Origin of the sequence: Litorivivens lipolytica (genome assembly GCF_014191715.1) — a bacterium.
Taxonomy (GTDB): Bacteria; Pseudomonadota; Gammaproteobacteria; order Pseudomonadales; family Spongiibacteraceae; genus Litorivivens; species Litorivivens lipolytica.
In genome coordinates, this window is sequence record NZ_JACHWY010000001.1 from 1,482,535 (window position 1) to 1,505,941 (window position 23,407).

The 23,407-nt window shown below is 57.2% G+C and carries 23 protein-coding genes; 9 read left to right on the plus strand and 14 right to left on the minus strand.

What is annotated here, in order from left to right; translation table 11 throughout:
* The first annotated feature begins 23 nt into the window (after nucleotides 1–23).
* The 3 genes from FHR99_RS06815 to yjgA all read left to right on the plus strand — a co-directional run bounded on the left by FHR99_RS06815 (nucleotide 24) and on the right by yjgA (nucleotide 2,327).
* On the plus strand, nucleotides 24–293 hold the full coding sequence (locus tag FHR99_RS06815) for an HPr family phosphocarrier protein (protein WP_183409758.1): 270 nt from the start codon (nucleotides 24–26) through the stop codon (nucleotides 291–293).
* A gap of 136 nt (nucleotides 294–429) precedes the next feature.
* On the plus strand, nucleotides 430–1,788 hold the full coding sequence (gene mgtE / locus FHR99_RS06820) for a magnesium transporter (protein WP_183409759.1): 1,359 nt from the start codon (nucleotides 430–432) through the stop codon (nucleotides 1,786–1,788).
* Between the two features lie 8 nt (nucleotides 1,789–1,796).
* On the plus strand, nucleotides 1,797–2,327 hold the full coding sequence (yjgA, locus tag FHR99_RS06825) for a ribosome biogenesis factor YjgA (RefSeq protein WP_183409760.1): 531 nt from the start codon (nucleotides 1,797–1,799) through the stop codon (nucleotides 2,325–2,327).
* Here yjgA and FHR99_RS06830 read toward each other — a convergent pair.
* The 7 genes from FHR99_RS06830 to FHR99_RS06860 are packed head-to-tail and all read right to left on the minus strand — an operon-like array spanning nucleotide 2,315 to nucleotide 11,507.
* Nucleotides 2,315–3,178, minus strand: a complete 864-nt coding sequence (locus FHR99_RS06830) for a carbon-nitrogen hydrolase family protein (protein ID WP_183409761.1) — start codon at nucleotides 3,176–3,178, stop codon at nucleotides 2,315–2,317. The genes yjgA and FHR99_RS06830 overlap by 13 nt on opposite strands.
* Nucleotides 3,175–7,029, minus strand: a complete 3,855-nt coding sequence (locus FHR99_RS06835) for a YhdP family protein (RefSeq protein WP_183409762.1) — start codon at nucleotides 7,027–7,029, stop codon at nucleotides 3,175–3,177. The genes FHR99_RS06830 and FHR99_RS06835 overlap by 4 nt, the downstream gene beginning before the upstream one ends.
* Nucleotides 7,030–7,053: 24 nt before the next feature.
* Complete coding sequence (gene rng / locus FHR99_RS06840) at nucleotides 7,054–8,520, minus strand: ribonuclease G (protein ID WP_183409763.1); 1,467 nt, start codon at nucleotides 8,518–8,520, stop codon at nucleotides 7,054–7,056.
* Nucleotides 8,517–9,110 carry a Maf family protein gene (locus FHR99_RS06845; RefSeq protein ID WP_183409764.1) on the minus strand — a complete coding sequence of 198 codons (594 nt, stop codon included), beginning with the start codon at nucleotides 9,108–9,110 and terminating at the stop codon, nucleotides 8,517–8,519. The genes rng and FHR99_RS06845 overlap by 4 nt, the downstream gene beginning before the upstream one ends.
* The gene (gene mreD / locus FHR99_RS06850; protein WP_183409765.1) at nucleotides 9,110–9,595 is read right to left on the minus strand and encodes a rod shape-determining protein MreD; all 486 of its coding nucleotides are present in this window, start codon (nucleotides 9,593–9,595) and stop codon (nucleotides 9,110–9,112) included. Before mreD ends, FHR99_RS06845 begins: the two co-directional genes overlap by 1 nt.
* Nucleotides 9,588–10,418: a rod shape-determining protein MreC gene (gene mreC / locus FHR99_RS06855; protein WP_343067478.1), complete on the minus strand. Its 831-nt coding sequence runs from the start codon at nucleotides 10,416–10,418 to the stop codon at nucleotides 9,588–9,590. The genes mreD and mreC overlap by 8 nt, the downstream gene beginning before the upstream one ends.
* Before the next feature lie 51 nt (nucleotides 10,419–10,469).
* Nucleotides 10,470–11,507 (minus strand): rod shape-determining protein, encoded by a 1,038-nt coding sequence (locus FHR99_RS06860; RefSeq protein ID WP_183409767.1) that lies wholly within the window; start codon nucleotides 11,505–11,507, stop codon nucleotides 10,470–10,472.
* Nucleotides 11,508–11,814: 307 nt separating this feature from the next.
* Here FHR99_RS06860 and gatC point away from each other — a divergent pair, with 307 nt between their 5' ends.
* From gatC to FHR99_RS06880, 4 genes are read left to right on the plus strand one after another with little or no spacing between them, the layout of a single operon-like run.
* Entirely contained in the window at nucleotides 11,815–12,102 is a 288-nt protein-coding gene (gene gatC, locus FHR99_RS06865; RefSeq protein WP_183409768.1) for an Asp-tRNA(Asn)/Glu-tRNA(Gln) amidotransferase subunit GatC, read from the plus strand.
* Nucleotides 12,103–12,141: 39 nt separating this feature from the next.
* Entirely contained in the window at nucleotides 12,142–13,596 is a 1,455-nt protein-coding gene (gatA, locus tag FHR99_RS06870) for an Asp-tRNA(Asn)/Glu-tRNA(Gln) amidotransferase subunit GatA (protein WP_183409769.1), read from the plus strand.
* Between the two features lie 10 nt (nucleotides 13,597–13,606).
* Nucleotides 13,607–15,052 carry an Asp-tRNA(Asn)/Glu-tRNA(Gln) amidotransferase subunit GatB gene (gene gatB, locus FHR99_RS06875; protein ID WP_183409770.1) on the plus strand — a complete coding sequence of 482 codons (1,446 nt, stop codon included), beginning with the start codon at nucleotides 13,607–13,609 and terminating at the stop codon, nucleotides 15,050–15,052.
* A 22-nt stretch (nucleotides 15,053–15,074) separates the two neighbouring features.
* The gene (locus FHR99_RS06880) at nucleotides 15,075–15,365 is read left to right on the plus strand and encodes a PA4642 family protein (protein WP_183409771.1); all 291 of its coding nucleotides are present in this window, start codon (nucleotides 15,075–15,077) and stop codon (nucleotides 15,363–15,365) included.
* A 96-nt stretch (nucleotides 15,366–15,461) separates the two neighbouring features.
* Here the strand turns inward: FHR99_RS06880 and smrA are convergent, their stop codons facing one another.
* The gene (gene smrA / locus FHR99_RS06885; protein ID WP_183409772.1) at nucleotides 15,462–16,043 is read right to left on the minus strand and encodes a DNA endonuclease SmrA; all 582 of its coding nucleotides are present in this window, start codon (nucleotides 16,041–16,043) and stop codon (nucleotides 15,462–15,464) included.
* Nucleotides 16,044–16,122: 79 nt separating this feature from the next.
* On the opposite strand from smrA, the gene FHR99_RS06890 reads away from it, so the two are divergent.
* Nucleotides 16,123–16,377, plus strand: a complete 255-nt coding sequence (locus FHR99_RS06890) for a cysteine-rich CWC family protein (RefSeq protein ID WP_183409773.1) — start codon at nucleotides 16,123–16,125, stop codon at nucleotides 16,375–16,377.
* Nucleotides 16,367–17,101: a sulfate transporter CysZ gene (gene cysZ, locus FHR99_RS06895; RefSeq protein ID WP_183409774.1), complete on the plus strand. Its 735-nt coding sequence runs from the start codon at nucleotides 16,367–16,369 to the stop codon at nucleotides 17,099–17,101. The genes FHR99_RS06890 and cysZ overlap by 11 nt, the downstream gene beginning before the upstream one ends.
* 9 nt (nucleotides 17,102–17,110) lie before the next feature.
* Here cysZ and rhlB read toward each other — a convergent pair whose 3' ends face one another.
* The 6 genes from rhlB to hemA form a co-directional block, all read right to left on the minus strand.
* Nucleotides 17,111–18,472, minus strand: coding sequence for an ATP-dependent RNA helicase RhlB (gene rhlB / locus FHR99_RS06900; RefSeq protein ID WP_183409775.1), 1,362 nt, complete (start codon nucleotides 18,470–18,472; stop codon nucleotides 17,111–17,113).
* A 123-nt stretch (nucleotides 18,473–18,595) separates the two neighbouring features.
* Nucleotides 18,596–19,306, minus strand: a complete 711-nt coding sequence (locus FHR99_RS06905; protein ID WP_183409776.1) for an HvfX family Cu-binding RiPP maturation protein — start codon at nucleotides 19,304–19,306, stop codon at nucleotides 18,596–18,598.
* Between the two features lie 46 nt (nucleotides 19,307–19,352).
* Nucleotides 19,353–20,117, minus strand: coding sequence for a HesA/MoeB/ThiF family protein (locus FHR99_RS06910; RefSeq protein WP_183409777.1), 765 nt, complete (start codon nucleotides 20,115–20,117; stop codon nucleotides 19,353–19,355).
* A complete protein-coding gene (gene prmC, locus FHR99_RS06915) occupies nucleotides 20,107–20,952 on the minus strand; it encodes a peptide chain release factor N(5)-glutamine methyltransferase (RefSeq protein ID WP_183410199.1) in 846 nt (281 codons plus the stop codon). Before prmC ends, FHR99_RS06910 begins: the two co-directional genes overlap by 11 nt.
* Before the next feature lie 13 nt (nucleotides 20,953–20,965).
* A complete protein-coding gene (gene prfA / locus FHR99_RS06920; RefSeq protein WP_183409778.1) occupies nucleotides 20,966–22,051 on the minus strand; it encodes a peptide chain release factor 1 in 1,086 nt (361 codons plus the stop codon).
* A gap of 9 nt (nucleotides 22,052–22,060) precedes the next feature.
* The gene (hemA, locus tag FHR99_RS06925; protein WP_183409779.1) at nucleotides 22,061–23,326 is read right to left on the minus strand and encodes a glutamyl-tRNA reductase; all 1,266 of its coding nucleotides are present in this window, start codon (nucleotides 23,324–23,326) and stop codon (nucleotides 22,061–22,063) included.
* Nucleotides 23,327–23,407: the final 81 nt, after the last annotated feature.

Sequence of the window (23,407 nt, forward strand, 5' to 3'; positions counted from 1 at the left end):
CCCTCCCGACAACAGGATTGCCCATGGCGAAAACCCGCATCACCATCATCAACAAACTGGGTCTGCACGCACGTGCTGCCGCCAAGTTTGTGTCGACTGCCGCCGCTTACGGCTGCACCGTTACCGTGACCGCCAATGGTCAGTCTGTCGATGGCAAAAGTATTATGTCAGTGATGATGCTGGCCGCCGCTAAAGGCACGGAAATAGATTTGGAGTGCACGGGCGACGACGAACAAGAAGCCCTGGACGCCATCTGTGATCTCATCAATCGCCGCTTTGATGAAGGTGAATAAGCCCGAAAAAAGCTGATACAGCGACTCAAGCGCCGCCTGCAAGTTGTTGAAAGATAATCTTTCAAGGATAATCACACCCTGAACCGTACCGACCGATTCCGGTGTACTGCCGGCGTTGTAACTTCAGGGTAGAACCATGGCGCAGAGCGGCGACAACAAGCATACGCAAAGCCATCTGGAAGAGCTGAATGCGGCCCTGAGCAGTGGCGAATTTCTGCCGATCCGGCGTATGCTCAACAGCCTGCCACCTGCCGATGTGGCCCACCTGCTGGAATCCACCCCGCCGAAAATCCGCGCCTTTCTCTGGCAACTGATCGACCTGGAAACCGAAGGCGACATCATTCAGTACTTGAACGATGAAGTTCAGGCGCAATTTCTGCGTGAAATGGATGCGGAAGAAGTCGCGGCCATCGCCGAGAATCTGGAAGCGGATGACCTAGTAGACATCCTCCAGCAACTGCCTGACCGTGTGATTCAGGAAGTGCTGTCGTCGATGGACCATCAGGACCGGCAGCGCGTAGAACACATTCTGGCCTACGACGAGGACACCGCCGGCGGTCTGATGAATACGGACACCATCACGGTGCGTCCGAACATCACCCTCGACGTCGCCCTGCGTTATTTGCGTCGTCACGAAAATCTGCCGGAAATGACCGACCACCTAATTGTGGTCAGCCGTTCCGACGAATACATCGGCGTACTGCCACTGCGCCGGATTCTGGTATCGGACCCCAGCGTCACCATCCGTGAAGTGATGAGCACAGATCTGGAAGCCATCCCCGCCTCCATGCCCGACACGGAAGTGGCCAAACTGTTCGAGCGCCACGACTGGGTATCGGCACCGGTAGTCGACGATGAAGGCCGGCTGGTGGGTCGGATCACCATCGATGACGTGGTCGACGTCATCCGTGAAAACGCCGACCACTCCCTGCTCAGCATGGCTGGTCTGGATGAAGATGAAGACACCTTCGCGCCAGTGATCAAAGCGGCACCTCGCCGCGCCATGTGGCTGGGCATCAACCTGATTACCGCCTTTATCGCCTCGGCGGTAATCAACATTTTTGAGGGCACCATCGACAAGGTGGTAGCGCTAGCCGTGCTGATGCCGATTGTAGCCAGTATGGGCGGCGTCGCCGGCACCCAGACCCTGACCGTCGTGATCCGCGGCATGGCGCTGGGTCATATCAGCAAGGACAACAGTCGCTGGTTGATCAATCGTGAAGTGATGGTCGGTGCCATCAATGGCCTGATCTGGGCAGCCGTGGTCGCTGTTGCCGCCACCCTCTGGTTTGATGACCGCACCATCGGCGTGATTATCGCCGCCGCCATGGTGATCAACCTGATAACCGCCGCCCTTGCCGGCGCCCTGCTGCCGATGATTATGGACAAACTGAAAATTGATCCGGCGCTGGCTGGCGGGGTTGCACTGACCACCGTCACCGACGTGATCGGCTTTATGTCCTTTCTCGGACTTGCCACTTACTTCTACGCCTAAGAGATCTCATGACCGACGACTTTTACGATGAGCAGGAGCGCGACGAGCGCCCAAGCAAGTCCGAGAAAAAACGCCAGAGTGCGGCCCTGCAAGCGCTCGGTGAAGAAGTGGCCAGCCTGCCCAAGGGTGAACTGGCGCAGATGCCGGTGCCCGAAGAACTGAAAGAAGCCATTGCCACGGCGCGGCGCATCAAAAGCCGCGAAGCCCTGCGCCGCCAGTATCAATACATCGGTAAACTGATGCGCAAGCTGGACACGGATGATCTGGAAAAGGCGATGGAAGAGCGTCGGGAAAAGGTTCAGCAGCTGGATCGCAGCTTTCATGAATTGGAGGCTTGGCGCGATCGCTTGATTGCCGAGGGCATGCCCGCCATCGACGCCGTGAAATCCGAAATGCCCGGCGCCGACCGCCAGAAACTGCGCCAGCTGGTAACCCGCGCCAAGCAGGAAGCCGAACGCAAGCAACCCCCGAAAAGTGCCCGCGAGCTGTTTCGCTACTTGCGTGACTTAAAGGAAGACAGCCTGAATCAAGGCTGGTGAGTCTCTCCGGCGCAGTCAGCAAGCTCACCGTCAAACGACACGGAAAAACGGCTGTTACGCCGCAGCGGAATCTGCCGGCGTATGGCGTTCTGACGCTCGCAATCCCAATCCGCTAACACTACCGCCTCACCAAATCCGGCTTCAGCAAGCACATTCCCCCAGGCATCGACCAGCACAGAGCCGCCCGACGTTTTTCGGGTTGGACTGTGCTCACCGCCCTGATTCGCCCCCACCAGCAAGCACTGGGTTTCGATAGCCCGCGCTCTGAGCAGAGGCAGCCAATGGGCCAAGCCGGTCGTGCGGGTAAACGCTGATGGCACTGCAATCAACTCCGCACCCTGATCCCGCAGCCACTGAAACTGCGCCGGAAAGCGCAGGTCGAAACAGACTGCCAAACCCAAACGGCCCAGTGAGGTATCGACAAACAGCGGCCGTTCGCCGGGGCGGTAATCGCGAGATTCCCTATAACTGCCGGTTTCATCGCCAACGTCGGCATCAAATAGATGCAGCTTGTGATAACAGCCCAAACAATCACCGTCACGTTCATATACGTAACAGGCGGCCCAGGCTCGGCCATCGTCACTGGCAAGCGGAATCGTCCCACCCACCAGCACGACCCGGTTTTCTTTCGCCTGCGCTGACAACCACTGGCGGAGCATCGCCTCTCTGGCTTCGCGCTCAGCCAGCGCATGGAGAGCCTCGCGATCACCAAAAACGGCAAAGGCTTCCGGCAACACAACAAGTTCTGCTCCAGAGGTAGCAGCCTCGCGAATCAGACGCTCGGCACGCTGCAGGTTGAGCTCAACATCTGACCCACTGACCATTTGCAGTGCGGCCAGTCGCCTGCTCATCGGCCACCCGCCCCGCGCATTTTCTTGCGCTCGGCATCACCTTTCTCTGCCTCCTCGCCGAACATGCGCACGAATTCCAGTTCCGGGTTTTGCCACGGACCTTTAACGGAATAGACCAGTGTCGATGCTTTATCGACCTGCTCTTCAAACACCTTACTGGCAATGTAGACCCCGGCCGCCGCCGGCAAGCCGGCAACAAAAGCTGCCACCCAAGGCAGGTTACTGCCGAGAGGCAAAGTCGCCAGCAGCTCCATATCGGTGAGGTCGGTATTGAAATCCAGTGAACCGGAAATCTTGAAGGTCGACGATGGCCCCTCTATTTCCATTCCGCCGGGCAAGCGCATCAAACCGTCATCAAACTGCATTCGACCGCGAATGCGATCGTAGTGAATGCCTTTTTCAAAGATATCCTTGAAATCAAATTGCAGGCGCCGAATCACATTGGCGAAGTTCAACAGCCCCACCATGCGCAGCGTACCTGACGCCGCGTCTGAGCCGCGCAGGAAACGGCCATTATTGAAGCTGAGGCTGGTGCTGCCCGAGACTATATTGGGCGAAAACAGATCCGGTGTATCAGGCCAACTGAGCGCCAGCTCGGCCTCGCCACTGCGACTCTCCATGACTCGCTCGAAATCCCAGCTTTGCAGCACACTGCCGATATCGGCAACGGCCAACCGACCGTTCAGGCGTGTGCTGTCGCCCGCCTCTGTGCGAAGCCACTCCAGTTCCATGGGCCTGCCCTCACCGAGGCGCAGACCCCGAATATTGCCACGCAGATCTTGCAGCAAAACACCCTGCTCACGCCGGCGCATGGCAAACGCCAAACTGCCCCAGTGTGCGTCCCCTACCGTTAATTGCTGTACTGAAAAATCCAGTTCCGGCAGCAATGAAGGCTGAACGTTCGCCAGCAGTGACACCTTTTCTCCCTCAGCGGGCGATGGCGCGGACGGCAATTGCAGGCGTACGAGGTCAATTTGCAAGGGGCCATCGGCGGGCACAATCACCTTACCTTCAAGCCTTGGCGCGGCAATCAGAAACTGCCAGGGTGAGCGCCCCTCAATGCCATTGTGAGCATTCAGCAGGACGGACTCCCACACATTGCCCAGCGCATCAAAAGCCTCGACCTTAACGTTTTCCACCACAATCGGCAGGGGCTGCCCCCCCTCCTTGCTCCCCATCCGCTGAAAGCGATCCATCACCGCCAGCCAGGCATTGAGATCAGCCGAAGGCAGCTCCCCAACCACCATAAACAGCCCACGCGGCGGTGGCGGAATAGAGTGATTGCCAATCGCAAAACTGCCACCTGAAAAGGCCTGCGAATCATCAAAACCCAACAACAGGCGCCCCAAGCGATCAATCGTCACATCAATCTCTAAAGGTTGGCGATTGAGCGGTATATCCAATTCCAACAACCGGGATTCCTGCATAGGCTTGCCAAGCGGGTGTGGCAGATCAATGGCCACACCAAAGAGATCAGAAGATGCTTTGAGGTGAGCGCGATCTTCGCCCACCGAAATATCCACGTTGTAAGCAGCTTCGCCCTGGGCAAAACCGATCAGCGGTTGCTGCAGCCAATCGCGCACACTGGTTACATCAGCCCGCCCTTTAGCGTTGACCAATACCGGTTTACCCGGATTTTGAATCACATTAATTTGCGCCGCTTTGCCGAACACCGTGGCCTGTATATCACGACCATTCAGACCGGTTGACGAGTCAAAGACCAGCGGCCCGCGCAGATCCTCGAGTTTGAGACGCAGGTTCTGCAACTCCACCTGCTTGGCATCAATATTGGCGTGAACTCTCGCCACCGGCTCTCGATTGGGAGTAAGGGGAATATTCAGATCGAGAACGGCCTCAACGCTACCCCTCCCGGCCCACTCATCAAACGTCGATCCAACCTGATTGCGCAGGGCGGATTCACGCACCACTCGCAATGCTGACGGCAATGGGGCTGCCGCTTTGGCCTTCACCGCCAGCCACACATCGTCAGTTTTGTCGAGACCAATCGCTACATCAATATCCGACAGTACTATGTCTTTGTAAATCTGCGCACTCTCGGCACGCACGGTCACCTCGTCACCGTCTAGCAGCAGGTCGACATCCGCTTTGGCAAGGCCCGGCCAGTCGGGATGATACTCCAAAGCAAACCCGCGACCGTCAAGTGCCAGCTGTATCCGACGCTCGTCGGGATTTTTCAGAGAACCACTAAAAAGAAAACCAGCCGATTCGATGCGCCCGCGAACAATGCTCTCATCCATCCACTGCTTTAGTCCGTCGCCCAAGGCCGACGGCAGATATTGCTCTCGCTGACTGACATCCGCATCGCTTAAGCCCACCAGCAGAGCCATTTCCGGCTCAATGGCACTGTTCGCTTTGAGCGGTAGTGTCAGCGAAATCTTTCCACCCACACGACTGTCACCATCGCGTGCCTGTATCAAACCACTGCGAATACGCAGCACGTCTTCAGTAATCTGCCACTGCAGACGCGTCGCGAGAGAAGCAAGTTCGAGGGGATTTTCGTAAACACTGGGCAGCCCTAGAAGGAAACGATTGCTGTCGATGGTGAGCTCACCGCCACTTGCATTGGCCTCGATGTAGCCGCTCAGACCACGCACTGATGGCGCGTTGCGCCAGGACTCCAGCACGACCGCCGACAATTCACCGCTCAATCGGGCCGTCTTGGGGTCCGCCAGTGGAATATCCACCTGCAAATTTTTGATTCGCCCCTGCGGCGCCAGGTCTGCCAGCACCTCCGCCAGATTAACGGGAATCGCGCCTGAATTAATCAGCCGCTTTTGAGTCAAAGCAAAATCGAGAGAGGGCAGCACAATCCGCAGACGATCTGCCGCCTCAGGCGCGAAGCTAAGCTGCAGCCCACTCCAGTCGACATACTGTTCTTCCCAGTAAAAATCGAGCTGCGAGAACCAGGTACGAGCCTGCCCGTCTATCACACGCCCGGCAAAGTTCAGACCTGCACTGGTCACATCCTGATGGCTTTCCCAAAGTTTCCCCAGCGACAGTTTGGGCACCTCGAGCCTACCCTGCCAGCGCGCCTGACGGTCGCCGTTAAGCGCAAACCAAAGTTCGCCGTTACCTTCCAGTTCAGCCAAAGGTTGGTAATAACCGAGCAGTGGCGCCAGAGTGGAAAAAGAACTGTTCTCTAGTTTTAAGTAAGCATCGAGCTGAAAATCGGTATCGCGCGGATCGCCGTTTAACTCGACAATTAGTCGGGTCGGGCGCGACCCCTCAATACCGAGGCCAGCCTTCAGGCGACGAAAACCGCTGTCTCCGGCCAGTCGCAGTCGCTGCCCCCAGAGATGGGCGTCGTCCCCACTGGCGTAGTGCAAGACCACAGACACCGCTTTAACTTCCGCTTCACGAATGCCCATCAAAATGGAGGTCAAATCCAGATTGGCAGGCTCGCTGCCCACCAAGGGCTGACCGGCAAAAGTCCATTTCCCGGCATCATCTTCGTGTAGATGAAGATCTACCTGGTCCGCGCGCAGTTCCAACACATCCACACTGCCGCGGGTTATCAGACCGGAAATCAATCCCAGCTTCACATGAGCGCCCGTCAGGGTAACCGCCGGCAAACCATCGCGACTTAAATCCAATGATTGCACGTCCAGAATCGGCGATAGCCCTGTCCAACCAGCGATCGGGCGCTCTAGCGACAGGTCTGCACCGGCTCGTTCCTTAACCAGCGTGACCAGCTCATCGGAATAATCAGGTAGAAATTCAATGAAGTAACGGCCGGCGCTGGCATACAGAGCCAGCAACACCAACACACTTACCGCCAGCGCCCAGCAGCTTCGGTACAGGATGCGAAACAATCGCGAGATCAGCGTCATTGCGCGCGCCAGCTCCCACTCACTCTAGAGTAGAACCACATCGAACTGTTCCTGGGTGTAGATCGCTTCAACCTGAAACTGGATGGCTTTGCCGATAAATTCCTCTAAGTCAGCCACGTTGGCGGATTCTTCATCAAGCAAGCGGTCGACGACTTCCTGCGAGGCCAGCACCATTAGGCGATCACTTTCATAAGCTCGGGCCTCCCGCAGGATCTCGCGGAAAATTTCATAACAGACCGTTTCAGGCGACTTGAGTGAACCCCGCCCCGAACAATATTTGCAGGGCTCACACAACACATGCTCCAGACTTTCGCGAGTTCGTTTGCGCGTCATCTCTACCAGCCCCAGCTCTGACACTCCTGTAATGCTGGTTTTGGCGTAGTCCCGGTCCATCGCCTTTTCGAGCGCGCGCAACACCTGACGGCGATGCTCCGGATCATTCATATCAATAAAGTCGATAATGATGATGCCACCGAGATTGCGCACCCGCAGCTGTCGCGCCAGCGCAGTGGCTGCTTCGAGATTGGTTTTGAAAATGGTTTCTTCAAGATTGCGATGACCGACAAAGGCACCGGTATTCACGTCGATGGTGGTCATCGCTTCGGTCTGATCAATAATCAGATAACCACCGGATTTGAGTTCGACCTTGGTATCCAGTGCACGCTGGATTTCTTCCTCGACACTGTAGAGGTCAAAGATCGGTCGCTCACCCGGATAGTATTCGAGAATCGGCAGAATCTCCGGCACGTAATCCTTGGCAAAATCCACCACCCGCTGATGACTTTCACGGGAATCAATACGGATTTTTTCCAGACCCGGTCGTACCAGATCGCGCATGGTACGCATGAAAAGAGGGAGATCTTCGTAGATCACGGAGGGCGCTGGATCACGCTTGCGACGGCGATCTACCGCTTGCCACAGGCGCTTGAGAAAACGGGTATCGGCGGCAATTTCATCATCGCCGCAGCCTTCGGCGGCGGTTCGAATAATGTAACCACCGCGCTCGTTCTGCTCATCCTCGCTGGCGGCATTCACAACGAGTTGCTTCAGCCGCTGCCGCTCTTCCTCATCTTCAATGCGATGGGAGATACCAATATGGTCGGTGGACGGCATATACACCAGATAGCGGGATGACACGGAAAGATGTGTGGTCAGACGCGCGCCCTTGGTGCCAATCGGGTCCTTGATCACCTGCACGGTCAGAGTCTGGCCTTCGCGCACGGCTGTGCGAATTTCGGGCAATTCGCCGCTGGCGTCCGGGCGCAGCGCAGCAATATCTGAAGCGTGGATAAAAGCAGCTTTCTCCAGACCAATATCCACGAAAGCCGCCTGCATGCCGGGCAAGACGCGCACCACCTTGCCCTGATAGATGTTGCCGACGATGCCCTTGGCACGGGTGCGCTCAATATAGATTTCCTGCAGCACCCCGTTTTCGACAACCGCCACCCGGGTTTCCATCGGGGTGACGTTAATAAGTATCTCTTCACTCATAGCGCGGTTTCTATCCCAAAGCGGCGCAGCAACTGTCGGGTTTCATAAAGAGGCAGGCCGACAACCCCTGAATAACTGCCCTGCAACTCTCTGACAAACGCAGCGGCAAGCCCCTGAATTCCATAGGAGCCCGCCTTATCCATAGGTTCGCCGGTTGCAACATAGGCGCGAATCTCCTGCGCTGTCAGTGTAGCAAAGCTAACCCTGCTCGTCTGAACCAGACTTTCGCTCTTGTCACCCGCCACCAGACAGACTGCGGTCATCACCTCGTGCTCGCGGTTACTCAGGCGCGCCAACATGGCGCAGGCATCCTCGACGGTTTCCGGCTTACCCAGAATATCGTCGTCGATAACCACCACGGTATCAGCCGCTAACACTGGCAGCGCTGGCACGGGCTGTCGCTTCCATACTGCGGCAGCCTTGGATTCTGCCAGACGACGAACACAGTCGGCGGCGCTCTCTGCAGTGCGCGGCGTTTCGTCAATATCGGCAGATATAACAGAAAACCTGACGCCCAGTTGGGCAAGCAGCTCCCGCCGTCGGGGTGACTGAGATCCGAGAATTAGCTGGACAGGTTCGACTTGCGACATCAACTCACAATAAATCGGTAGCAGAGATAGGTCATCACCACATGAGCCAGTGGCCAGATCAAGGCGCTCATCAGCGCCTGGGCGAGCAGCAACAGACTGATATCAGCCACGCCAACCAGGTTCTGCACCCACTGTCCAAGCAGCAAATGAATGACCACCATGGAGAAAATAAAGACTGCCTGTTTGCGGTATCCGAACATGCGCAGGCGCTGATGAGAGACCTGCACAAAGTAAGCTACCACAGCCAGTGCAAAGGCGTGCTGCCCCGGATACACACCGTGAAGAATATCGAGTGCCAGCCCGGTCAGCCAGGCAACGCCAACGCCGACGCGGTTCGGCAGGAACAAGACCCAGAAACAGACAACAATCACCGCCCAGTCCGGGCGAAACCAGCGCGCCCAGAGTGGCAGGGGGTGCACACTCAGGGCAAGCGCCACAAACAGGGTCAGTATAACGACCCAGAAACTGTGGGTTCGGTCATCCATCACCCACCTCTCGCGCGAACACCAGCAGTACAAACTGCGTTTTGTCGAGCTGAGCCAAAGGGCGCGCTTTTACAATCGCAAAAGGTTCGCCGGGATCAATCGTGACTTCCGATACCCGGGCCACCGGATAGCCCACCGGAAAGCGTCCGCCCAAACCGGAGCTGACCAGCAGGTCGCCCACCTGAATATCGGTGGTCGCGGCCACGTGGCTGAGTTCTAGCAGGTCAATCAATCCTGACCCTTCAACGATGGCGCGGACGCCGTTGCGATTTACCTGCACCGACAGGGCGTGGGTGTTATCGGTAATCATCATCACGCGGCTATGGGTATAGGCGACGTTAACGACCTGCCCCACCAAACCGTCTGCATCGATCACCGCTTGCCCCTCGCGCACACCGTGGGAAAGCCCTTTGTCGATCACGATAATATGACTGGAAGGATCGGCCGCCAGACCAATCACTTCGGCAACCAGCACACTTTCTTCTTTATGGTTGGCCGAGTTCAGCAGTTCCCGCAGACGGATATTTTCCGCCCGCAGCGAGGCCAGCTTCTGGGTTTTGGCCTGCAATACCAGCGCTTCGGCTCGCAGCCGGGCATTTTCTTCACGCAAGGACTCTCGACCGGTAAACAGCCCTTCCAGACTGCGGCCGATTTCACCGGGAATTTCCGTGAGTTTGTAGATGGGGAGGGAAATACTGGAGACGTAGGCCAGCGGTTTGTCCAGCCAGCCGCTGCGTGCCGCCTGGACCAGCAGCAGCGCAACAACACTGAGCACCAACAGGCGCATGCCTGCTGAAGAATCCGAGGAGAATATCGGTTTAATGGCGTCGCTCCCTTAGCTGAGAGCGGCTGGCCCTCGCCAGCCGGCTACAGCTTACTCAGTCGACAGCATATCCAGTCGGTGCTTCTCCATGATCTCCATGGCCCGGCCACCGCCGCGGGCAACGCAGGTCAGGGGATCTTCCGCCACGATAACTGGCAGCGCACTTTCGTCGGCAATCAACTGATCAATCCCGCGCAGCAGGGCGCCACCACCGGTCAACACAATTCCGGTTTCGGCGATATCGGCAGCCAGTTCCGGCGGTGACTGTTCCAGCGCGCGTTTTACAGCCTGCACGATAACCGACAAGGGCTCTTGCAGGGCTTCGAGAATTTCGTTGCTGTTCAGCGTAAAGCGGCGCGGAATACCTTCGGCCAGGTTGCGACCGCGAACATCGATCTCGCGAATTTCTTCAAGCGGATAGGCACAACCAATTTCCTGTTTGATACGCTCAGCGGTGGCATCCCCAATCAGACTGCCGTAGGTGCGACGCACATGGGTCACGATGGCTTCATCAAAACGGTCACCGCCCACACGTACCGAATCGGAGTACACCACGCCGTTCAGAGAAATGATCGCGATCTCAGTGGTACCACCACCGATGTCCACGACCATGGAACCAGCGGCCTCTTCAACATTGAGACCGGCACCGATCGCAGCCGCCATCGGCTCTTCGATCAATCGTACTTCACGAGCACCGGCGCTAAGCGCAGATTCGCGAATGGCACGGCGCTCAACCTGAGTCGATTTACACGGCACACACACCAGCACGCGCGGGCTGGGGCGGATAATGCTGTTCTGGTGAACCTTGGCAATAAAATGCTGCAGCATCTTTTCCGTGACCTGAAAGTCGGCGATAACGCCGTCCTTCAGCGGGCGAATAGCGGTGATGTTACCCGGCGTTCGACCCAGCATACGCTTGGCTTCTGTTCCAACTGCCTCAACGGTTTTCTGGCCATTGTGAACGCGAATGGCAACTACCGAGGGCTCATCCAGAACGACCCCCTGATCGCGAACATAAATCAGCGTATTGGCCGTTCCCAAATCGATTGAAAGGTCGTTTGAGAAAAGACCACGAATTCGTTTGAACATCTGTGCAATTCACCTGTAGATACCCGGAGCGGGTAGGGTTAAGACTGCCGGGGCGCCGCGAAAAGCCGCTATTTTCTAATATTTTAACGCCGACCGCCATAAATCCCTGCAACTCTATCAACGGCAGGGATTCAGGGCAAGGCGCAAATATGATAAGTTTACCCGCCCTGAATCTAAGGGCTTTCAAGGTGACAGGTCGCCACCCTCGCCCGATTCCCCCAGACAGGATTTGCAGGCTCCCCAACCAGCGCTTCAGGTGTTGAGCCAAGGCATTACAGCAACCGCAGAACGACAGAGTAGGTGACTCATGGCCGTTGGCCCTTCAGAGATTGAAAAAATCGCGCATCTGGCGCGCATTCGCATCGCCCCCGATCAAATTGACGAGGTGGCCAGCCGTTTGAGCGACATTCTTGGCATGGTTGACCAGATGCAGGCGGTCGATACCAGCAGTGTAGCGCCCATGGCCAACCCTCACGACGCCACTCAGCGTCTGCGCCCGGACGCGGTAACCGAACCCAACCAGCGCGACACCTTTCTGGCCATTGCACCGCAAAGTGAGGATGGCCTGTTCCTGGTACCCAAGGTTATCGAATAAACCCGCCTACCCGACCCCATTTTGACGAGCAACGAATTCATGCATAGCAAAACCCTACGCGAGCTCGCTGACGGACTGGACAGCGGCCAGTTTTCCAGCGAAGAGCTGACCCGACATTTTCTGGCACGGATCAACGAGCACAACCCGACGGTTAACGCCTATATCACGGTGATGGAAGAACAGGCGATCGCCCAAGCCAAAGCCGCCGATGCCCGTCGTGCCAATGGCAAGGCCTCGGTATTGGACGGCATTCCGCTGGCGCACAAGGATATCTTCTGCACAGAAGGCGTTCGCACCAGCTGTGCCTCGAAAATGCTGGATAACTTCATCGCGCCTTACAACGCAACCATTGTTGAAAAAATCGCCACGGCTGGCATGGTCACGCTGGGCAAAACCAATATGGATGAGTTCGCCATGGGCTCATCCAACGAAACCTCCTGGTACGGCCCGGTGCGCAACCCCTGGAATACCGACTGTGTGCCCGGCGGTTCATCCGGCGGTTCCGCCGCAGCGGTCGCCGCAGGTTTGGCGCCCGCCTCAACCGGCACCGATACCGGCGGTTCGATTCGCCAGCCTGCGGCATTGTGTAACCTTACCGGCCTGAAACCGACCTACGGCCTGGTATCGCGCTACGGCATGATCGCCTTTGCTTCCAGCCTGGATCAAGCGGGCCCGATGACCCGCACGGCCGAAGACTCCGCCCTCCTGCTGCAAGCCATGGCCGGCTTTGATGAAAAAGACAGCACCAGCCTCAAGCGCGACATTCCCGACTACAACGCCACACTGAATGACTCGCTGGAAGGCAAGGTCATTGGCGTACCGAAAGAATTCTTTGCCGAGGGCCTGTCCGACGAGATCGCCACCAAAGTGCGCGACGCGCTTGCGGAATTTGAAAAACAGGGCGCAACCCTGAAAGAAATCAGTCTGCCCCACAGTCACCTATCGATCCCCTGCTATTACGTGATCGCGCCGGCAGAGGCTTCGACTAACCTGTCTCGTTATGACGGTGTGCGCTACGGCCACCGCTGTGAAAACCCGCAGGATCTGGCCGACCTCTACACTCGCACCCGCGAAGAAGGTTTCGGCGACGAAGTCAAACGCCGCATTCTGGTCGGCACTTACGCTCTGTCTGCAGGTTTTTACGACGCCTACTATCGCAAGGCCCAGCGCATCCGCCGCCTGATCAAGCAGGATTTTATCGAGGCCTTTAAGGAGGTCGATATTATTGCCGGCCCCACCTCACCCAACCCCGCTTTCGGCATTGGCGAGAAGGTTAACGATCCGCTGACCATGTATCTTGAAGATATGTACACCATCGCGGTAAATCTGGCGGGCATTCCCGGCCTGTCGATCCCGGCTGGGCTGGTGGACGGAAAACCCGTCGGTCTGCAATTGATTGGCAAGGACTTCTGCGAAGCCGAACTGCTAAACGCGGCCCACCGCTTCCAGCTCGCCACCGACTGGCACCAACAAACCCCGGCAGCGTTCGCATAAGGAGACCGACATGGAATGGGAAACAGTTATCGGCCTCGAAGTGCATGTGCAGCTTTCGACTCAATCAAAAATATTCTCCGGCGCCAGCACAGCTTTCGGAGCGGAACCGAACACGCAAGCTTGCGCGGTGGATCTGGCCCTGCCCGGCACTCTGCCGGTGCTGAATGAAGAAGCGGTCAAAAGCGCGATCAAATTTGGCCTGGCCGTGAATGCAGAGATTTGTCGCGAGTCCGTGTTCGAGCGTAAAAACTACTTTTACCCGGATCTGCCCAAGGGCTATCAGACCAGCCAGATGGACGCACCCATCGTCGGCCCCGGCTGGCTCGACATTCAACTGGAAAGCGGTGAAACCAAGCGTATTCGTATTCACCACGCCCACCTGGAAGAAGATGCGGGTAAGTCACTCCATGAAGACTTTCACGGCATGTCTGGCATCGACCTGAACCGTGCCGGCACGCCACTGATTGAAATCGTTTCTGAACCGGACATGCGCAGCGCCGAAGAGGCCGTGGCCTATCTGAAAAAGATTCACTCCATCGTCACCTATCTCGGCATTTCTGATGGCGATATGTCGCAAGGTTCCCTGCGCTGTGATGCCAACGTATCCGTACGCATCAAGGGCACCGACGAGCTCGGCACCCGCACCGAAACCAAAAACCTGAATTCCTTCCGCTTTATCGAGAAGGCGATTCAGCTGGAAGCCCAGCGCCAGATCGATGTGCTTGAGGACGGTGGCAGCATCACCCAGGAAACCCGCCTCTACGACAGCGAGCGCAACGAAGGTCGCGCCATGCGCAGCAAGGAAGAAGCGAACGACTACCGCTACTTCCCCTGCCCCGACCTCTTGCCCGTAGCGATCGAGCAAAGCCTGATCGATGAACTGAAAGCCACCCTGCCGGAACTGCCGGACGCCAAACAGGAACGCTTCCAAAGCGAGTACGGACTTTCTGCCTACGATGCCGGCATTCTCACCAGTGAGCGTGCGATTGCGGATTACTTTGAAGCCGTCGCCAAAGCCGCCGGGGATGCCAAACTCGCCGCCAACTGGGTGATGGTGGAATTGATGGGCCGCCTGAACAAAGAAGGTATCGAGTTCAGCGAAACCCCGGTCAGCGCCGAACAGCTCGGCGGCCTGATCCAGCGCATTCGCGATAACACCATCTCCGGCAAGATCGCCAAACAGGTCTTCGAAGCCCTGTGGAACGGCGAAGGCGACAGCGCCGACGCGGTGATTGAGGCCAAGGGCCTGAAGCAGATGTCGGACAGCGGCGAGCTGGAAAAGATGGTCGATCAGGTGCTGGCCGACAATCCCGACCAGGTGGAACAGTACAAAGCCGCCGATGAAGGCAAACGCAAGAAAATGCTGGGCTTCTTCGTCGGCCAGATCATGAAAGCTTCTAAAGGCCAGGCCAACCCCGGCATGGTCAACCAGTTACTGAACAAGAAACTAGGCTAATTCAGCCAGAAAGGAATACACGATGCGTAAAGATAAAGAAAAGGTACTCGACGAAGTCTGGACAGAAGACCGGGTTCGCGAGTTTCTGGATGTACAACCGCCCAAGGGTGTGAACGCCGACTTTCACATGCTGCTCAAGGCTTACCAGAGCATGCGTGCCGATGATTTTGAAATTTTTATCGGCATGTTTCTGGAGAAGGGCCACGATGTAAACGCCACCAACGCCGATGGCCGCACTGTACTGAGCTTTGCCAGCGAGCATCGCAATTCGGGTGAGTTTGTAGAAATTCTGAAAAACAACGGCGCCAAGTAAGCCCTCACCCCAACCTTCTCCCAAAGGAAGAGGGGCGCATACTGCGAACTGGGTAATTCCCTCTCCCACTGGGAGAGGGCTAGGGTGAGGGAATATTTACTCCACCCGCCCCCGATTAAACTTGATCCGGTTTTCCTGCTTCTTCTCTTCACTCTTCTTCAGCAAGACATACACCGCACCGACACCACCATGTCGCGGCTGGGCGCTGCAATAGGCAATCACCGGCCCCAATTGCGGCAGCCAGACATTCAGGTAGCTTTTCAGCACCGCACCTTCAGCCTTGGAGCTAAAACCTTTGCCGTGCACGATCATCAGACTACGCAGGTTGAGCGATTGAGCCTCGTTAATAAAGGAAAACACTTCCTGCCGCGCTCTCTCCACTGTCATTCGGTGTAAATCGAGTCTCGCTTCCGGCTCGTACGCACCCTGCTTCAGTTTGCGGAACACCCCGTGCTGCACCCCGGGCCCCTGCCACTCCAGAATATAATGGGCATCCAGTAGCGGCACCTCTGAGTCAGACAGTGGATTGGTATCCACCGTCGGCTCCCGCTGGGCCGCCTCACGACGGGCCTTGACCGCCAACTCAGATATATCTTCACGGCGTATGGCGACCCGTTTTTCCACTTTCAGCGGTTTGACGTCGCCCATTTCCTGAGCGAACCAGTCTTCGTCCTGCATGGTTTACCTCCGCCGACAGTATACCTTTCATAGGGCAAAAAGGCTGACGCGGATCAGCGCTTCCCACTACAATGCGGCCATGGCCCCACTCAATACCACCGCAGACGCCCGCCTTTGCCCTCGCTGCAAAGAGGAAAATCGCTGCGCCATTGCGCTCGGGCAGGATGCGAACCAGTGCTGGTGCCACGGTGCCAGTTTTAATCCGGAGCGGGTCGCCGAGTATCGCGGTCTGAACCGCTGCCTCTGCGAGCGCTGCGGCACTGAACTCAACAGTTCAAACCCCGTCCAACACATCTCCCAAACGTCACACCGCAAGGATTCCCATGGACAGTGATCTGAGCTATCTCATGCGCGGTTTTAAAATGCTGCGCGAACCCGGCATTCGCCCCTTTGTGATTCTGCCCCTGCTGGTCAACGTACTGATCTTTGGCGGCTTCATGTTTGTAGGCTTTGAATTGATTGGCAGCGGCATTGCCGCCATTCTGGCCTGGCTGCCCGACTGGCTGTCCTTTCTGAGCTGGATACTCTGGCCTCTGGCCGTAATTCTGGTGTTGGCGATCGTCATGTACAGTTTCAGCACCGTGGCCAACATCCTCGCCTCGCCCTTTAACGGCTTATTGGCGGAGAAAGTGGAAGAAAAGCTCACGGGCAAAGAAGTGGAAGGCCGAGAGACTTTCGCCAGCGCGCTGGCCAGCTTCCCTCGCAGCATCTGGCGGGAGGTTCAGAAACTGACCTACTACTTGATTTTTGCGGTGATCGTTCTGATCTTGAGCTTCATTCCACCGATCTCCCCTTTCTCCGGGGTACTGTGGTTTCTGCTCGGGGCTTGGATGTTGTCACTGGAATATTGTGACTACGCGATGGATAACCGAGGCTTAAGCTTTAAGGAGAGCAAGCGCCGCATCAAGGCCCAGCGCAGCAGCACCCTGCCCTTCGGGATGATGGTGATGGCGGGCACCATGGTGCCGATTCTGAATCTCTTTATCATGCCCGCCGCCGTGTGTGGCGGGACGATGCTGTGGGTGGAGAAATTGCAAAAACTGGAAGGAAAAGGCTGAGCGGAGCGTTTAGCTCCACTCCTCCGGCGGCTGTTCACAGGCCAGCTTGCTGCCGAGCAATTTCTCGATTTCCGGCAACAGAAAGGCATCATCCTCAGACGCAAAGCTGATCGAGGTACCCTTAGCGCCGGCACGACCCGTGCGACCGATGCGGTGCACGTAATCTTCCGGATCTTCCGGCAGGGTGAAATTCACCACATGGCTGATGCCATCGACGTGAATACCGCGCCCTGCCACATCCGTTGCCACCAGCACCTGAATCTTGCCTTCCTTGAACTGAGCCAGCGTCTGGGTGCGTTTGTTCTGGGGAATTTCACCCGACAGCAGGCCGCAGCGAATACCACTCTTGCGCAGGCGTTCATGCAGTCGGCGGGTCTGGTCGCGACGGTTGGCAAACACAATCACGCTTTCCGCTTCTGGCATACGAATAATGCGCTGGAGGATATTGAACTTGTCGCGCTCTTCCACCAGAAAGACGCGCTGATCAACGTTATCGGTCGCAACGTTTTCCGGCTCAATTTCAATATTGACCGGCTGATAGGTCCATTGCTCGGTCAGGCGAATAATATCTTCGGTAAAGGTCGCACTGAACAGCAGGGTCTGGCGGCTTTCCTTTTTCGGGGTCAGGCGGATGATGCGCTTCACCTGAGGAATAAAGCCCATATCCAGCATACGGTCGGCTTCGTCGATTACCAACTGCTCAACCCCATCCAGATACAAGTCTCCGCGACCGGTAAAGTCCAGCAGGCGGCCCGGGGTAGCAATCACGATATCCACCAGATCGCGGGCCAGCTGATTCTGCTGTTTCTGGTAGTCCATACCACCAATCAGTGTGACGACATTCAGATCTGTGTACTTGGTCAGCCCGATCGCATCTTCAGCAATCTGCTGCACCAACTCACGGGTCGGCGCAATGACCAACGCGCGGGGCTCACCCTGATAGCGCTCTTCTTCAATCGGATTATTGATCAGGTCGTTGATGACAGAGATCAGGAAGGCGGCGGTCTTACCGGTACCGGTCTGGGCTTTACCGATGGCGTCGTGGCCACGCAGGGTATGGGGCAAAACGGCCGCTTGAATGGGGGAGCAATACTGAAAACCGAGGTCGGCAATGGCATGCATCAGCCCGTCATCCAGCCCCAGATCATGAAACCGCACTTTGCCGGGCTCTTCGGGCACCACAAAATCTTCCACCGACCAGGCCGGAGCCGGCTTGGCCTCAGGCTTGGGCTTGCGCTTCCCCCCGGCGCGGCTCTTGGGTTTCGCCGCTGGCTTTTCCTGTCGAGTGGGCGCTTCGGCAGCCGCCGGATTGGCTTCAACAGGATCGGAATGGGATTCTCGCGGTTTGCGTGAAAATAGCTTTTTTAGCAATGCCTAACCTCAGTTCGGTTTCAGAAGGCCGGCATTCTAGCAAAACTGGGCGGGATTAGCTTGCAATCCCGCCCAGACTGGGATTGCACCCGCCCTATCGCCAGGCAGGTGCGACCAATAAACTCAGTCGGGTACGTTCAGATCATCCAGGTCGCGCTGCGGTGGACCGAGATCCGCCAGGGCCTTGCGAGCCGCGCGATCAAAATAATAATCCAGGCTGAAATAGCGCCCGCCACCCCAGAAAAACAGCACCAACAACATAATGAAATAGGTGGCCGCAAACTCTATGCCGTTGTTGAGAATGGCGAAGGAGCCTTTCTCGGTTAGCCATTCATAATTGCCGTGCTCACGCAGGATATCCTTTGCTCGCTCCAGCCGCGTATCCACTTCCAGGCTGTTCTTCAAACTTTCTTCGGCACCTGGAATGCCGATATCAGCCAGCAGCTTCGCGCTGCTGGTCGTCGGGTCACTAGGGGCAATGGCAAACCAACCATTTTCCAGATGCACTTCCGTTGCCGCCACAAACATGGTCACCAGCAGCGGGACACTCACCCAGCGCACGGCCAGACCGAACAGCAACAGGAATCCGCCGATAAGCTCTGTGCCAGTTGCCAGACCCGCCATCAGCTCCGGCGCTGGCAGCCCCAGCCCCCACTCGCTGTTACCGAACCACTGTACGGTGCTGTCGAAATTTCGCCACTTCGTCATTCCCGCGGTAATCATCACCGGGGCCAGAAACAGCCGGATGGCCAGCAGCGCCAGGCCGTCCAGATGTTTCAAAAACCCAAACAGGTTGTCATGAATGGCGTAATAGATTTTCAACAGAATGCCCATCGCACTCTCCACATCCCATGTTTTATAGTTTTTAAATTCTGTCGCGTTACGTCTTCTTGCCGGCAGTGGCTCCGCATACCGGACAGCTCGGGTCTTTTCCCAACTTCAATGTTCTGCAGTCCATGGTAGCACCGTCCAGCAACATCAGGCGACCTGCAAGTGGCTCACCAAACCCGCTTAACACCTTGATTGCCTCCAGCGCCTGCAGACTGCCAATAACACCGACAATGGGTGCCAGCACCCCCGCTTCCGAGCAATTCAGCTGTTCATCTCCTGTATCCGGGCTGTACAAACAGCGGTAACAGGGCGAGGCCGGGTCGCGGAAATCGAACACACTCAATTGGCCTTCGCCGCGTATCGCTGCACCACTCACCAAGGGTATACACGCCGCCGCGCAGGCTTCGTTCAGCGCAAAACGGGTGCTGAAATTGTCACTGCAATCCACCACCAGATCGACAGATGCCACCGCTCGGTTTAAAGCCTCTCCCTGTAAACGCTCAGAGATAAGCTCCACACAAACATCCGGATTCAGCGCCAGGGCTGCATCACGCCCGGACTCGGTTTTCAGCCGCCCCACATCAGCGTTCTGATGCGCAATTTGGCGCTGCAGATTGCTGAGTTCCACCACATCATCATCGACCAGCACTAAATGACCGACGCCGGAGGCAGCCAGATATAAGGCTACCGGGCTGCCGAGACCACCGACGCCCAGCACCAGAACACGGGCTTTGAGCAGTCGTTCCTGCCCCTCGACATCCATCCCCGGCAGGAGAATATGACGGCTGTAGCGCAGTAGCTGTTCATCGTGCATCGCATTCCCCCTCGCCCAGTCGCCCCCACGTGGCACGCGGGTTGCCACCGTAATCGCGGCGGTTTTCGACCCCGGAAAATCCGGCATCGCGGAGTATAGCCGCCACCGGGGTAGCCTGACGATAGCCGTGTTCCAGCAGCAGAACCCCGCCAGCGGCAAGATGTGCCGGCGAATCATTAGCGATCTGCCGAATATCTTGCAGTCCGTCATCACCGGACACCAGTGCCGTGTGCGGCTCAAAGGCCACGCCGGGGCCAATTAAATGCGGATCATCGGCTTCTATATAAGGAGGGTTGGAGACAATCACATCAAACTGGCGACCGCTGACCGCCTCAAACCAATTAGACTGCAGAAACTCCACCGGCAGTTGAAGGGCTTGGGCATTGGCCTGAGCTAGCTCAACCGCCGCAGACTGCAGGTCTACTCCCGTGATCTGCCACTTGGGCCGCTCGCTGGCCAAGGCTAACGCTATGGCCCCGGTGCCGGTGCCGAGATCCAACACCCTCAATACCGTCTGCGCCGAGAACTTTTCGAGAATCCATTCCACCAGCAATTCGGTATCGGCGCGAGGAATGAGCGTAGAGGGCGCTACCTTCAGCGGCAGACTCCAGAATTCCGCCACGCCGGTAAGGTAAGCGATGGGTTCGCCCGCGGCCCGACGCGCCAGCAGCGCCTCGAAAGCTCGCAACTGAGCACCTGTCAGTTCAATATCGTCGTGGGCATAGAGGTAGTAGCGGGGCCGGTCCAGCACGTGGCACAGCAACAGATCCACATCGAGCTCGGCCGAGGGCGAATCCAGCTCACTGCGTCGTTGTCGACACCGGGCGATCTGCATCACGAGCCCGCCTTTACTCCGCCAGAGCCGCTAACAGGTCGGCCTGATATTCCTGCCGCAGAGGTTCAATGACATGCTGCAAATCACCGGCCATCACTTCATCGAGTTTGTACAGTGTCAGGTTGATACGGTGATCCGTCACGCGCCCCTGGGGAAAGTTGTAGGTGCGAATACGCTCAGAGCGATCACCACTGCCCACCAGCAAGCGGCGCGATTCCGCCTGCTCCTTGGCCTGAGCGCTTTGCGCGGCATCATTTAAGCGCGCCTGCAGCAGCGACATGGCGCGAGCCCGGTTCTTGTGCTGGGAACGCTCGTCCTGACACTCCACCACAATACCGGTGGGAATATGGGTAATGCGGACCGCCGAATCGGTTTTGTTAACGTGCTGCCCACCGGCACCGCTGGCGCGATAGGTATCAATTCTCAGGTCGCCCTTGTTGAGCTCGACCTCATCCATCTCATCGGGCTCGGGCATAATCGCCACGGTGCAGGCCGAGGTATGAATGCGCCCCTGAGACTCGGTTTCAGGCACTCGCTGCACCCGATGTGCACCGGATTCGAATTTCAACTGACCGTAGACATCCTTGCCCTCAACCCGGGTAATCAATTCCTTGTAACCGCCGTGTTCGCCGTGGCGCTCACTGAGAATTTCAATGCGCCACCCCTGCGATTCGGCGTAGCGGCTGTACATGCGAAACAGATCGCCGGAGAAGATGGCCGCTTCATCGCCACCGGTACCGGCGCGGATCTCGAGAAAAACGTTGTGAGAGTCGTTTGGGTCGCGAGGCAACAACAGGGTCTGGAGTTGCGTTTCCAGCGCGGCCAGTTGCTCGGCGCCTTCCTCAACCTCTTCTTCGGCCATGGCGCGCATATCCGGATCACTTTCTTCGGCCAGCATGGCACGCGCCGAGGCCAGATCTGCTTCCACTCTTTTGTAATCGCGATGACAGAGCACAACCGGTTCGATCTCGGCGTACTCTTTTGAATGGGCGCGAAATTTGTCCTGATCGGAAATGATTTCCGGTGAACTGAGCAGAGCCTCCAGTTCCTCAAACCGGTCGAGGAGGTTGTCGAGTTTTGCCGCTATAGACGCTTTCATGCTCTGCCTTCAGTGGTCATCCAGCCCCAACAGACGCCGCGCCACCATCAGGGTGTCAGTCTCTCCGTTGGCCGCCGCTTCGCGCAAACGCGAGCTCGGATGATGAATCAATTTATTGGTAAGCCCCCGAGCCAGCTGTTCAATCACCTGCTCCGGCGCGGCGCCGCGCGACAATGCTCGCAGCGCCTTGTCAATTTCATGGAGTCGCATGGCTTCCGCTTGCGCTCGATAGTCTTTGACCGTATCGACCGCGTCTAGCGAACGCCACTGGCGCTGCCATTCCTCCACCGCCCGCAGAATAATCTGGTCGGCTTTGCGGGCCTCACTGGCGCGCGCCTTGCGGTTTTCATCAACGATTTCTTTCAGATCATCGACGGTATACAGGTAGACGTCAGCCAGTTCCGCCACTTCGGCTTCTATGTCTCGCGGAACCGCTATATCCACCATCAGCATCGGCCGGTGCTTGCGTTTTTTGAGCGCAGATTCAACCGAGCCTTTCCCCAAAATGGGTAGCTGGCTGGCGGTGGACGCCACCACGATATCAATGTCTTTTAACTGCTCCGGGATATCCGAGAGCAGCACGGCTTCCGCGTCAAAGCGTTCTGCCAGTTCGCGGGCACGATCAAGCGTGCGATTGGCGATGACCAGCTGACGCACCCCCTTCTCTTTTAAATGCGTAGCGACCAGCTCAATGGTCTCGCCGGCACCGATCAACAAGGCCCGGCAGCGATCCAGACGACTGAAAATGTGCTGAGTCAAGCTGACTGCCGCATAGGCCACCGACACCGGGTTTTCGCCAATAGCGGTATCGGTACGCACGCGTTTGGCAGTGGCAAAAGTGTGCTGGAAGGTGCGCTCAAGGCTAGGGCCGAGTGAACCAGCCTCCTTCGCCACGGCATAGCAGGATTTCATCTGCCCCAGAATCTGCGGCTCACCCAGCACCAGCGAATCCAGCCCGGCAGCGACCGTCATCATATGACGCACGCCGTCATCACCGGTGTGGCAATACTCGCAACCGTCAAAATCGGTAAGTGGCATGCGGTGGTAATCAGCTAGCCAGCTCGTAATCTGCCTAGCGAGATCCTCGCTGCCGCCATCGTCTACCACATAGAGTTCCGTGCGATTGCAGGTTGAGAGGATAGCCGCCTCGTCAACGCCGTCGATGCCTACCAGGCTCTGCAGTGCAGCCTCCATAGCCTCGGGCACAAACGCCACGCGCTCACGCACCGCAATGGGTGCGGAGTTGTGATTGATGCCCAAAACCAGAAGATTCATGCGCAGGAGCGACAGCCGAACAGAAAAAAGGGGGGCAATTCTAGCAAGATGGCCGCAAAATGTGGATGCCGCAGGCGCACT